This is a genomic window from Oceanobacillus rekensis (assembly GCF_002153375.1).
GTDB lineage: Bacteria > Bacillota > Bacilli > Bacillales > Amphibacillaceae > Oceanobacillus > Oceanobacillus rekensis.
The window spans coordinates 78,481-91,425 of the sequence record NZ_MTBQ01000006.1 but is presented as its reverse complement, the minus strand read 5'-3'; the positions used below and the strand labels follow the sequence as shown (position 1 = coordinate 91,425).

General features: G+C 35.8%; 13 protein-coding genes. 7 read left to right on the top strand and 6 right to left on the bottom strand.

What is annotated here, in order from left to right; all coding sequences use genetic code 11:
• The first annotated feature begins 266 nt into the window (after nucleotides 1–266).
• From BV906_RS14705 to BV906_RS14695, 3 genes are all read left to right on the top strand, one after another.
• The gene (locus tag BV906_RS14705) at nucleotides 267–1,190 is read left to right on the top strand and encodes an ATP-binding cassette domain-containing protein (protein ID WP_087974392.1); all 924 of its coding nucleotides are present in this window, start codon (nucleotides 267–269) and stop codon (nucleotides 1,188–1,190) included.
• The gene (locus BV906_RS14700) at nucleotides 1,183–1,950 is read left to right on the top strand and encodes an ABC transporter permease (RefSeq protein WP_087974391.1); all 768 of its coding nucleotides are present in this window, start codon (nucleotides 1,183–1,185) and stop codon (nucleotides 1,948–1,950) included. Before BV906_RS14705 ends, BV906_RS14700 begins: the two co-directional genes overlap by 8 nt.
• Nucleotides 1,951–2,115: 165 nt before the next feature.
• The gene (locus BV906_RS14695) at nucleotides 2,116–2,883 is read left to right on the top strand and encodes a sensor histidine kinase (RefSeq protein ID WP_245844172.1); all 768 of its coding nucleotides are present in this window, start codon (nucleotides 2,116–2,118) and stop codon (nucleotides 2,881–2,883) included.
• An 81-nt stretch (nucleotides 2,884–2,964) separates the two neighbouring features.
• On the opposite strand, the gene BV906_RS14690 is transcribed toward BV906_RS14695, so the two are convergent.
• From BV906_RS14690 to BV906_RS14675, 4 genes are all read right to left on the bottom strand, one after another.
• A complete protein-coding gene (locus BV906_RS14690) occupies nucleotides 2,965–3,663 on the bottom strand; it encodes an undecaprenyl pyrophosphate synthase (protein WP_087974390.1) in 699 nt (232 codons plus the stop codon).
• Between the two features lie 24 nt (nucleotides 3,664–3,687).
• Nucleotides 3,688–5,160, bottom strand: coding sequence for a DUF4153 domain-containing protein (locus BV906_RS14685; protein ID WP_087974389.1), 1,473 nt, complete (start codon nucleotides 5,158–5,160; stop codon nucleotides 3,688–3,690).
• Between the two features lie 286 nt (nucleotides 5,161–5,446).
• Nucleotides 5,447–6,157 (bottom strand): HAAS signaling domain-containing protein, encoded by a 711-nt coding sequence (locus tag BV906_RS14680; protein ID WP_245844169.1) that lies wholly within the window; start codon nucleotides 6,155–6,157, stop codon nucleotides 5,447–5,449.
• Nucleotides 6,103–6,435: a PadR family transcriptional regulator gene (locus BV906_RS14675; protein ID WP_087974387.1), complete on the bottom strand. Its 333-nt coding sequence runs from the start codon at nucleotides 6,433–6,435 to the stop codon at nucleotides 6,103–6,105. Before BV906_RS14675 ends, BV906_RS14680 begins: the two co-directional genes overlap by 55 nt.
• A 1,251-nt stretch (nucleotides 6,436–7,686) precedes the next feature.
• On the opposite strand from BV906_RS14675, the gene BV906_RS14670 reads away from it, so the two are divergent.
• Nucleotides 7,687–9,261 carry a Vga family ABC-F type ribosomal protection protein gene (locus BV906_RS14670; protein ID WP_087974386.1) on the top strand — a complete coding sequence of 525 codons (1,575 nt, stop codon included), beginning with the start codon at nucleotides 7,687–7,689 and terminating at the stop codon, nucleotides 9,259–9,261.
• Nucleotides 9,262–9,278: 17 nt separating this feature from the next.
• Here the strand turns inward: BV906_RS14670 and BV906_RS19555 are convergent, their stop codons facing one another.
• On the bottom strand, nucleotides 9,279–9,428 hold the full coding sequence (locus tag BV906_RS19555) for a hypothetical protein (RefSeq protein ID WP_176330368.1): 150 nt from the start codon (nucleotides 9,426–9,428) through the stop codon (nucleotides 9,279–9,281).
• Nucleotides 9,429–9,455: 27 nt separating this feature from the next.
• Between BV906_RS19555 and BV906_RS14665 the strand changes: the two genes are divergently transcribed.
• The 3 genes from BV906_RS14665 (at nucleotide 9,456) to BV906_RS14655 (ending at nucleotide 11,803) form a co-directional block, all read left to right on the top strand.
• Entirely contained in the window at nucleotides 9,456–10,190 is a 735-nt protein-coding gene (locus BV906_RS14665; RefSeq protein ID WP_087974385.1) for an ABC transporter ATP-binding protein, read from the top strand.
• Entirely contained in the window at nucleotides 10,187–10,948 is a 762-nt protein-coding gene (locus tag BV906_RS14660; RefSeq protein WP_087974384.1) for an ABC transporter permease, read from the top strand. Before BV906_RS14665 ends, BV906_RS14660 begins: the two co-directional genes overlap by 4 nt.
• 426 nt (nucleotides 10,949–11,374) lie before the next feature.
• Nucleotides 11,375–11,803 carry a MarR family winged helix-turn-helix transcriptional regulator gene (locus BV906_RS14655; protein ID WP_087974383.1) on the top strand — a complete coding sequence of 143 codons (429 nt, stop codon included), beginning with the start codon at nucleotides 11,375–11,377 and terminating at the stop codon, nucleotides 11,801–11,803.
• A 122-nt stretch (nucleotides 11,804–11,925) separates the two neighbouring features.
• Here BV906_RS14655 and BV906_RS14650 read toward each other — a convergent pair whose 3' ends face one another.
• Complete coding sequence (locus BV906_RS14650; RefSeq protein WP_087974382.1) at nucleotides 11,926–12,879, bottom strand: calcium/sodium antiporter; 954 nt, start codon at nucleotides 12,877–12,879, stop codon at nucleotides 11,926–11,928.
• Between the last annotated feature and the right edge of the window lie 66 nt (nucleotides 12,880–12,945).

Sequence of the window (12,945 nt, the reverse complement as noted above, 5' to 3'; positions counted from 1 at the left end):
GTTTCTTATCCCATACTAAGTTAAGTACTAATAGAGGTTGTTCAAAAGGTCCGGTGAAAATGACACTTCGCATTTCTTCGTTGGCTTGCATTTCCGCTACTCACGTATTAACTGCATACGTTCCGTTGCCGGGAGCTACGCCGCCTCGAACTGCGACGCACAGGACGTGCTAGTGTCGGCGTTGCAACAGGACGTTGCGACATTAGCCGACCTCGGTCATTTTCATCCTCCTTTTTGAACACGCATTAATAAGGGAGGCTATATATATGAGTGAATTTATTCTTAAAACAAATCATCTTACTAAAAAATATAATCATGATTTTGCCCTTCATGATGTCAATATTACACTTAAAAAGGGAGAAATTTATGGGGTTATCGGTCAAAATGGAGCTGGTAAATCAACGATGCTACGCATGGTTACAGGTCTTGCCTTTCCATCGGACGGATCAATTGAACTATTCGGCAAGACTGGAACTAGCGAACTAACGGAGGCACATAAAAGAATTGGTGCCATCGTAGAAGATCCCGCACTTTTTCCAAATATGACAGCATCTGAAAATCTGGAAGCGCATCGCCTGCAAAAAGGCATTCCAGGAAAAGACTGCATTAAAAACACATTGGAATTGATTGGATTATCACATACAGGAAATAAAAAGGTGAAAAACTTTTCGCTCGGAATGAAACAAAGACTTGGACTTGCTCTTTGCTTACTAAGTAATCCGGAATTCTTAATTCTTGATGAACCAACAAATGGATTAGATCCAATGGGCATCATCGAACTCCGCGAGCTGCTGAAAAGGCTAAATCGTGAAAAGGAATTAACTATATTAATATCCAGTCATATATTGAGTGAACTGCACCAGCTTGCAACCACTTTTGGGATCATCCATAAAGGGAAGCTACTGGAAGAACTGACAGCAAACGAGCTGGATCAAAAATGCAGACAACATTTACGTATTAAAGTCGATAATCCAAATTTAGGGGCAACAGTGCTGGAAGATAATCTTTCCACTACTGATTTTGAGGTCCTGTCTGATGGGACAATTAAACTCTATCGTTATTTAGACAATGTTCGGAAAGTATCGATGGCCTTAACAAATCATGGTCTTGTTATTGAACATCTCTCAGAAAATGGTGACAGCCTGGAAAACTATTTTTCAAAGCTTGTGGGAAGTGTAGACCATGAATAATCTTATCAAGGCAGAATTATTTAAATTAAAACGAAATAAATCATTTTGGGTAATAATCGGAGCTTCAACTGGATTAAGTGCATTGTTACATTACCTCGTTATAATTGGTTGGTGGCAAATGCATGGAACTGTATTTGACACTGCAGGATTAAGTGAACTTAATGCGTTATCAACATTTACAGTCCCCCTATTTTTCAACTTAATCGTCAGTACACTTGCGGGATTTTTTATCTCTATCGAGTTCTCACAAAGCGGTGTAATCAAGAACCAAGTAATGAGCGGAAATAAAAGATTGCATATTTTTATCGCAAAGTATCTAGTTTTTTCATTTGGCTCTATTATAGTTACGATACTGATTCCATTAGTAACAGCTCTTGTTATGGTTATTTTATTAGGACACGGTGATGTATTGAATTTAACTAATATGAGTTATGTCGGAAGGGCTTATAGCTTATTTACACTTCAATTTCTAGGCTATACTGCTATCATTATGTTATTAGCAATAATTACGGATGATAGCGGGAAAACAATTATTCTTTCGATCTTGTTTACAATCTTGATGTTTGCAATTGAAAAGCTTCCTAAGCCAACATTTATTGAGTTGCTATATGAGAATTCAATTTTCAACCAATTTAGCACAGTATTCAAACTTACCATGTCAACCGGTGAGATAACCATGTCTATTCTCATTGCATTCCTATCATTAATCATTGTTTCCGTGTGTGGAATTGTTGTTTTTAAGAAAAAAGAAATTAAGTAAATTTCAGAAAGTAGGGTGAGGAAAATAATCTATATCATATTAATAATCTTATCAATATTAGCTTCAATCTTTCTCATCCGCATCTTTTCTTTAAAACGAGAAGTTAAAAATATAAGTGGGCAGCTGTATTCCTACAACACTTGTAAAACAAGCAAAAAAATCGAAATGGCACTTTTTGATAAAGATATGGAAAAATTGGGGGAAGAAATCAACCAATTGATTGATTTGTATGTTCAGGAAAAGAAAGAAAAAATGCGTTTTGAAAATGAACTAAAACAAGCAGTTGCTAATATGTCCCATGACTTACGGACGCCATTAACCTCTATTTTAGGATATATTCAGTTGGCCGAATCGGATACTATTACTGCAGATGAAAGCAAACAATATTTAGCTATTGCTAATAAACGAGCCAAAAGACTGGAAACTTTATTAAATGGTTTCTTTGAGTTGTCCGTTATTGAATCTACAGATTATCAGTTAAAATCTGAGCGAATAAACATAAATAATCTAGTATTAGATGTCTTAATGAGTTTTTATGATCGTTTTAACGAGAAAAACATGGAACCGATTATCAACATACCAGAAGATAATATATTCATCATATCAGATGGGTCAGCTGTAACAAGAGTAATCGAAAATCTGATTTCCAACGCACTAACCCATTCAAGCGGGAACATATCCATCACCCTAGAGCAACAGGAATCCACAGCCATATTAACCGTTAAAAATAACGCTCTAAATTTAACAGAAAAAGATGTAGAGCTCTTTTTCGATCGATTTTATATGGTAGATCAAAATCGATCAGGTAAAAGTACTGGTTTAGGGTTATCCATCGTGAAGAGTCTTATGCTAAAAATGGGTGGGAATATTACAGCAACGTTAGAAAAGGGACAACTGTCCATCGTATGTAGATGGAAGAACAAAGGCATTTAGAAATAATTGTCTATAAAGTGAAACTTCATTCCGCCTCGCTCCTTTGGTCTTCCTGTACATTTCTCATAGCTATCCGAAGTATCATTCAGCAATTGAATGTTTCCTTTGAGTATCATAAATTACTTGTTTAAGCAATTCCCCATTAAAATCAGGAAAATAAATATCTGAAAAATACAGTTCCGAGTTGGAACATTGCCACAATAGAAAATTACTTATCCTTTTCTCTCCCCCGGTACGTATGATTAATTCCGGATCTGGCAGTTGTTTCGTATATAAATAGTGTTCCAATAACTGTTCATCCACGTTACATAAATCTATATGTTTGTTTTGCACTTCATGGATGACTTTCTGAACCGCCTGCAATATGTCATCCCTTCCGCCATAATTAAAAGCAAAGTTAACAATAATTCCTCTATTATTTTTTGTCTTATCAACTGACTCAATCAAAACCTTCTTGGTATGTTCAGGAAGTTCTGCAATATTACCAGTTATATTAATTTTAATATTTCTTTTCATAAACCCAGGTAGTTTTTTCTTAAAAAATTTGACTGGCAAATCCATTAGATAATTCACTTCATCTTTAGGTCTTGACCAATTCTCAGAAGAAAACGCATAAAGGGTAAGTATTTTTATCCCTAACTCGATACTCGCATCAATAATTTTTTCCATTGCCTGGGCGCCTGCATAATGTCCCTGACTTCTAGTAAGCCCTCTTCTTTTGCCCCATCTTCCATTACCATCCATGATGATAGCCATATGATTTGGAACACATAAATTCATTAACAATCTCTCCTCTCTTTAACATTAATGACCGATGTCAAGCTCTCGTATTTTTTCCGTCACTTCTTGTCTTGTAAAATTAAAAGCTTGCCATGAATCCTTAGATTGCTTTTCCATTTGCTGCAATTGATCATTTAGTATATTTTCAAGTTCTGGATATTCTCGTTCCATTTCATATAATTCTATCAACCCATTCAATCCTGTATAGGAAAGGGAATTCAAATAATCAATATCTATTTTCCCTGTATCCTCATAACGATCCAAGTTATTATCAACGATGATTTGCTCGATATTCATTGCATTTAAACCCGTATAAAAAGTTAGCCCTGCAATCAGATAAAAATGCAATAATGTTAACCGTTCCATCCAAACTCGAATTAATGTATATGCAAATATAATGATTAAATAGATCATAAATGCATGTGCTAAAATCCGATCTACTGTAAATCCATAGGCAGCTTCATACATACTCAATCGTTGAAAGGCCGAAATGAGCATGACACCACTCATTACAATAAGAAAGGAATACATTACTTTTAATGTAAGTTTCATGCCTTTCCGCTCTTCTTTAACAAGTTTCAAAAAGCTGATAAGAATTGCCCAATTAATTAGTGTAACGAAGATAAGCTCAAAGAAACCTCTTCTGGCATACTCAGCATACGTTAATCCATCTTGTAATCCCTCGCTGAAAAAATACGTAAACTGAATGGCTACAAATAATACATACACCGTATTTAGCAAAACTAAAATGGTTACTGCAGTAACACTATCCCAGCGGATTCTTTTTTTTACTCGATCTATAATAGAGTCCTCAATTGGTTTTTCGTTTACTTGCAACACTTGAAAGATCCCGAAAAACAATAAAGTGAGGAGAATAATAGCTACTATCCTCAACGCTTCTTCTATAAAATTAAGCTGCAAGATAAATTCTGGTATGTGTAAGACAGCATCTTGGAAAATAGCATCGGCAGACATTAACAGACCTATGACAAGAAGCAATAACGGAACTCCAATCATCAAACCGATAAAGATACGTTTTAACATATGTGCTGTCTGTTCATTCATATTTTTAAAAGATTTTTTTAATATCCACTTGCAAAACGCTGCATTATATTGTAATCCTTCTTGAAACTTCTTTGTTAGCAGAGTTATAAATTCTGGCTTACTCCATCGAAATCTTTTCGTACTGGTTATTAACACAATATGGAAAAAGACGAGTATTGGTATGATGAGTAAATTAAGGGCGTGAAAAAAGTCATTATCATAAAACAGATATCCTCCAGCCAATATCCATATAGCCACCATCAAAAGTAAACCAATCCTTCGATGATTGAATGAAAGACGAAAACGAAGAAAAAGGACTAAGTAAAAACCTGTTATAAAAACAGGGTAAGACAATCCAATCTTCCCATGAAAGAAGCTGAATTCTGCTAATATCCCTAACCCTAAACAAGTAAGTAAAAACAATAAGTCTTTTCCTTTGATGTGAATTTCCATACCATCCCACCTATACATAGTTATCCTATATACATAGTTATTCTATGTATATAGGCAAAATTGTTCCACACGAAGAGTGAATCCAAACCATTCTTTCCGTCCTTTTTATAATATGTGTTTAAAAAGAAAAATAAAACAAAACCAAACCATTCGATGTGTCCTATGCCTTCTCAAATATTTCAGTGAGAGTGAGATGTGTTAACGTAGTCACAGGACGTGGATGATCTTAGTAGAAGACCGAATCTCTAATCCGGATTGTCATTTTTAATGACTTTTTAAACATTCTTCACACGGAAGCTTTCCTACCCCATCTATAGCCTAACCAACTGACTGGATATAAAAATCCTGTGCAAAGAATACACACTACAACAAGACGAAAACTCAAAATTGGTTGAAACCACTCGTATGGAATGAGTTTAAATACGATTAAATACATGAATACTAGATTCGGAACAATCGAGAAAATAAACGTTTTATTTAATAACTTATATCCCCTGGCACCAAATGCTTTTCCAATTTCATAACCAAGAAGTCCCCAGAACATCGTATATGCAAGAATGATGATGGATGTAGCATCTGTTAATCCAGTCCATAAACTTTCCAGCCAGCTCCAATCAAATACATTGTACCCGATTGTCAGCAGAACTCCTCCTAAAAAAATAGCAAAGTTACATAGCACAAATAGCCACTGCATTTTCCTAGGTGTTACAGCAGTCTCTTGCTTCCATAACAAAGCAAGCTCCTTTGGCGTTCCTAATCGGTTAACCAGTTCTTCATAAATTTTATCTCCATCCAGAGTCTCTTCCTGCAGCAAATCATACACATGTAATTTATAATCTGCCATGATACTTTGCTTATCTGGATAGTCTCCAATCTCTTTATCTAATTCATTCAGGAACCGCTGTGTGGCGATGTCCCGAAAAAGTTCTTCTTCATCCACAGTCATGACTCGTTTTTCCCAATTAAGTTGTTCATTACCTGAACATAACGATGCCATTCTGACGTTCTCTCAGCTAGAATTTCTTTTCCCTGAGCAGTTATACGATAGTACTTACGTGCGGGGCCTTTTTTCTGATTCTGCCAGTAGCATTCAATATATTCCTGCTTTTCCATTTTATGAAGTGCGGGATATAGTGTACCCTCTTTCATCTGCAGATTATGATCACTGCGGCGGTCCATTTCCTTTACCAATTCGTAACCATACATGTCACGCTCATTCAAAAGCTGCAACACAAGTAATGATGTGCTCCCTTTTACAAGCTCACGATTAAACATTTTTTCACCTACCTAGAATTATTAGGTATATACAATATAAGTAAATTATGATAAATTGTAAAGCATTTTAATCATTTATTTAAATTTTTTACGGTTTTTCTTTAATAGTTTGACTTCATAATGCTCGTAGCACGAGATAAAGTAGGACGTAACGTAACTACTCTACGTTAGATATACTGTAATACTAATAATGGAAATAAGATGGTTAGGCAACCGCAGCCCGTATTCACTACGCTTTTCCGCGAGGAGGCTGAAGGCCGTGCCCTAAGGTGCGTATCCGTCCAGAGCCGGATGGCAACAATAGCACATCTTGTAAATAATCCTAAATCACTTCGTAGTTTATAAATTTTGTGGCAAATAATCTTTTAAAAAATGGTTTAACCATAAATAATACGGGTATATATAAAGTACAAGGCAAACTACCATTGGAAGGAACGTTGTAAATGACTTGTGAACTTTTTTCAGCAACTTGTTTACAAGTGAATTTCAATGAGGAAATGCACAGCCTTGGCGGAAAATTTGCTTTACTGGCGTATGACAGACTCGTCAAGAACTAAAAGGTTCCACGATCGACTTATCAAAGCAGTAAGTAGTTTTTTGTGAAAGTGCAATTGAGTAATTGAGAGTAAGGTTAGAAGATCAGATTGCGAAGGTTCTTTTCAGGCGGTCTATGAGTTTCAATATAATCAAACGTTTGATTGATTCATTTTTAATGACGGGTTGTATAAGATTTCCTCAGAGAAAGCGGTTGGTTTTTAGATTCAATACGAATTTTCCGCACTTCCCATATCTTTGGGACAAGAGCATGGTCCATCATGGATTATGCTCTTTTTTCATTGACTCATTTAATAAAAATGGAGAGTTGCAGCCACCTCGACAGTCGTTTATATTTCGTTTATACTGATAGTAAGTTATATACGGAAGGGTGAACAAAGGGAACATGAAGTACTAATCCTATTTTTTAGAAAACATTCAATTTAAGGCGTGAAAAAAACCAGCGGAGTCTATCTGCTCTTTTCGTCATGCCAAAACATGAATTTTTTCAGAATAGGATGGTATTTTGTTCTTGCCAAAGGGATCAGTCTCTTTTTGGTGTACCCATGCCTCCTATTCTGAAAAAGGATAGGAGGCATTTTTTGCAGATAGGAAAGCAGAAAACTTTCCTATCTGCAAAGTGCAACTTAGGCTATCGCCATAATTGCGGTAAGCCAAGTTTTCTAATGTCTCCAATACAGAATGGAGATGAAACATATGATTATTATGAAAATCAATGACCTGAAATATTATGTAAAAGATAGATTGCTTATCGAGGTGGATAACTTAAGCATTCAAAATAATGATCGAATTGGATTGGTTGGACGTAATGGCAGTGGAAAAACCACCTTACTGGAACTGCTGGCAGGTACTCGTGAAGCTGATGTGGGCTCAATTGTCACTGAAACTTCCGGTGAATTACTGCCCCAGCTTAAGAATACTAACACAACGAAAAGTGGCGGAGAAGTTACTAAGGAATATATCAATAAATCACTGGCAAAGAAAAATGGTTTGCTTCTGGCCGATGAGCCAACAACGAATTTGGATACAGAGCATATGGAAAAGTTAGAGAAACAGCTTTCCAGATGGCAAGGGGCCATTGTTATTGTCTCACATGACCGTAGCTTTCTCGACGCCCTTTGTACGACCATATGGGCGATTGAAAACGACGGTAAAGTTAAAGAGTATAAAGGGAATTATAAAGACTACACTGCTCAAAAAGAATTGGAAGTCATCCAAAGGCAAAATGCATATGAAAAATATCAACAAAAAAAAGGGCAATTAGAAAATGCCCTTGAACTGAAAGAACAAAAGGCACAAAGAGCAACGAAAAAGCCCAAGAAAATTAGTTCTTCAGAAGCAAGAATCACAGGGGCAAAACCTTATTTTGCAAAAAAGCAAAAGAAACTTCAAAAAACAGCGAAAGCAATTGAAACAAGGTTGGAAAATCTAGAAAAAGTGGAGAAAATAAAAGAAATACCAGCAATTAAGATGGATCTTCCGAATATAGAAACGTTTACAGGCCAAATTATTTTACGAATAGAAGAATTAAAAGCATCCGTAAAAGATCGTATACTTTGGAACCCCTCAAGTTTTCAGGTTCGAGGCGGGGACAAAATTGCTATTATCGGAAGAAATGGTGTTGGTAAAACAACACTATTAAAAAAGATAGTAGCCAGTGAACCCGGAGTAACCTCCTCTACTGCTATGAAGATTGGTTACTTCAGTCAAAATCTTGACGTTCTTGACACAGAACAATCTATTTTAGAAAATGTCGTTTTAACCTCTAAACAGGATGAAACATTGATTCGGACAGTTCTTGCCAGGCTTCATTTTTATAGAGATGATGTATATAAGAAGGTTGATGTATTAAGTGGTGGTGAGCGTGTAAAAGTAGCTTTCGCCAAATTATTTGTCAGCGATATTAATACGCTAATTTTAGATGAGCCAACGAATTTCCTTGATATAGATGCCGTAGAAGCACTCGAGGGGCTACTGCAAAACTATGAAGGAACCGTATTGCTCGTTTCCCATGATCGTCAATTCATCCAAAATACCGCTGATCGCATTCTAATCATTGAAAATGAGGAAATTAAAATATATGAAGGAAACTACGATAATTATAAAAACCATATTCCAAAAGACGAAGCTGATTCAAAGGAACAGGAATTGCTTTTAATTGAAACAAAAATAACAGAAATTTTAGGCAGACTGAGCTTGGAACCCTCAGAAGCTTTAGATCAGGAGTTTCAGGCTTTGCTGAAAAGAAAAAGGGAAATGGGCAGGTCGTAACAAGGAAATATATGATTCTAAAACGGTTTGGACATATTCTTATTCCAAGCCGTTTTAATATCCACTTCATTCTTAATTTGTTTCATCATTTCGTCCGTTTTGGTAAACTCTAAGAAGAATATATCATAATCAAAAATAATACGGACTAACATGAGTAACCAATTCATTTGTCCACAATCAAGGAATGATTTCTATTGACAACTAGTAATAATGAATCAGCATTGCAATTTAAGCATGTCATTTATTCTGACGGTGCCACACCGATAATAAACAATGTGACCGGATTCTTCCCAAAAGGCAAGATCACTACGTTAGTTGGACCATCAGGAGCAGGAAAAACAACACTTTTCAGATTATGCAATGGTCTCATTTCCCCAGACTCAGGAGAAATTATAGTAGATGGCAAGGATATCAATGAGTATGAACCAACAGAGCTTAGGCGTACAGTGGGTCTTGCGCTACAAAGTGCGACCATGCTTAGTGGAAGTGTCTATAAAAACCTGTCCATGCCATTAACATTAAAAGGAGAAATATTATCTGAAGAAAAAGCAATAAATCTACTAATTGATGTAGGATTAGGTTCTGAATATTTACAAAAAAATGTCAAAGATCTATCTGGGGGTCAACGACAAAAAGTGTCGATTGCCAGAACACTTGTAAACAAACCAAAAATTCTATTGCTGGATGAAATAACATCTTCACTTGATCGTGTTTCTCAGCAGGATATTGAGGAACTGATTAAAAGAATAAATAATAGGTCTGAAGTAACGATTATCTGGATCACCCATAATCTACAGCAGGCAGTCTCCATTGGTGACTATACTTGGGTAATGATGAGCGGGAAGCTAATTGAGTCAGGAGAAAGCTCTCTCCTGAATAATCCACAAAATAAAAGTGTAAAACGATTTGTACAGGGGGAGATTGAATGAACTTTTTAGGACTTGCCCTATCCCTCATTTTTGTTTTGATTCCAATTGTCTTATCTAGAACACTGAACCTGGGACTAGAAAGAGATACCATCATCGCAACGGTTCGTTCTATTATTCAGCTTCTTGCCGTTGGATATATTCTCACATTCGTTTTTGGCTCAGACAATTACATTTATATTATTTTAATGATCGCACTAATGATTGTAGCTGCTACCCAAAATGCACGCAAAAAAGGTGCAACCATCCAGGGTATTACGTGGAAGCTGATAGGTACGTTCATTTTTGTGGAAATACTTACACAAGCAATACTACTTGGATTCCATATCATTCCAGCAACAGCACAATACATCATTCCAATTAGTGGTATGGTTGTTGGTAATTCGATGGTATTGTCCATTTTATTTTTAAACCGATTTACCGCTGAAGTTGAGACACGTCAAGATGAAACGGAATTGATTCTCTCTCTCGGTGGCACACCGAAGCAAGCTGTCCAGACATCACTAATCACTTCGATTAAAGCAAGCTTGATTCCAACAATAGAAAGTCAAAAGACAATTGGGCTTGTTCAGCTTCCTGGTATGATGAGTGGTCAGATTATCGCAGGTGCAGACCCTGTCCAGGCGGTTCAATTCCAATTGCTGATTCTCTTCCTGTTGCTAACGACGGCAGCAGTTACAAGTATTATGCTTGGTTTTTTATCCTATCCTACACTGTTTAATAAGCAAATGCAGATGTTGAAGATCCGGGAAGATAGTTGAATTCGTTAGTAAAATACAAAACAACTAAGGCCACCCTTCAAACGGTACCTTAGTTGTCATTCAAAAGAGTTTCTAAATCCATTTCTCCATAAACTATTCTATGTATTTCTACCTCATATTCCGTTAATACAGTTGGTTTGTATTAGAAATTTAAGTGAATGGAAAATCACTTCCTCCTCCCACCTTTAATTCAGATGTTGATTACCTGGAAACTTTAAAGATAACCTAAATCCGCATAACTTTTCCATTTTGAATTAACAATTCATATGGGATTTACATGGAATATTGAATAAGTTGCCTTACTTATACGAAACCTAAATTAACCCCTAAGAGTTGACAAGCAGCCAGTCATTCGGTATTGTTATACTTAATTAAAAATATATCAATTAAATATAATTTATGACATTCGGATGGGAGGGCTTTATAATGAGTGAAAACTTTTCATTAAAGGCTTTTGTCGTATTAATGAAGGCTTCTAGAACATTGGAGGAAATCATTAAGAAGGATATTAGCAGTTACGGAATGCGAACTTCCGACTTCACAATTCTAGAAGCATTATATCATAAAGGTAGGCAAACAATCAGAGAAATTTCTGAAGCGGTTTTAATTAATACTGGATCGATAACCTATGTTATTGATAAACTGGAAAATAAAGGTTTACTCGAAAGAAGCAATTGTGCAGATGACCGGCGAGTCGTCTATATTCAAATAACGGATCAAGGCAAAGATCTGATGGATGATATCTTTCCAAAGCATCAAAAAGTAATTGAAGATATTTTTGAAGATGTATCGATCGAAGACAAACAAATACTGATTGAAGTTCTGAAAAGGGTCGGTAATAAAGAGGTAAAGTAAGCATCCTGTCATTATGCTTTAGAAATAACGAAAGATAAGTGAATGCCTTTCCTTTAATCAATGAGCCATGCTGATAAGAAATAATCCGATGTTCTACCTTAAAGAGTAGAACATCGGATTTTTTAATTTCGAATAATAATATAAACAAGATAGGCAATGTATGCCAAGGCCAATATGAGACCTTCTCGTTTACCAATTTTGAAATTCGTTCTGGAAAATATTAATAATATAATCGTTAAAATAACCATTAGAAATATATCAATAAAAACTTTATCGTCAAATGCAAGTGGTGTGATAACCGATGATGTACCGAGCACTAAAAGGATATTAAAAATATTACTTCCCACAATATTTCCAAGCGCAATTTCACTTTGTTTCTTCAATGCTGCGGAAACAGAAGTTACAAGTTCAGGAAGTGAGGTTCCGATAGCAACAATGGTAAGACCTACCAGTGTTTCACTCATACCAAGTGTGTATGCAATATTAGTTGCATTGGTTACAACCATTTCTCCACCAATAATAATCGCTGCCAAACCCAACACCGAGAATAGAATATTTTTTCCCCATGTAACTCCTTCAGGCAAAGGTTTTTCCTTGGTGGCATTTCTATCCTTAAGAGCAATTTCAAATACATATATCATGAAAAGACTAAAGAATAGGAGGAGAATCAAGCCATCGCCCCGGGTAATCAAATTATTACGTTCACCTTGAAGAAAAACATCACTCATTATAATCAATAATGCAGCAGTAGACAATAATGTAAAAGGTATTTCCTTCTTAATCGTCTCATTTTGCACTTTTAGTGGAAATAAAAATGCAGCCAAACCAACTACAAGAGTAATATTAAATATATTACTCCCTACTACATTTCCAAGAGCAACGTCTGCACTACCATCCAATGCAGCAAAAATACTTACTGTCATCTCAGGAGAACTTGTACCAAAGGCGACAATGGTAAGACCAATTAGAATTGGCGAAATCCGAAGTAATGCTGCGATGTTGGAGGAACCATCAACAAACCAGTCCGCTCCTTTAATTAATAGGACAAATCCTATAACCAATAATATGTATTCCATGTTGTTTTCTTCCCTTTTTGCAGATTATGTTATAGCTTCTATAAATATCACTTCATAACATACTAT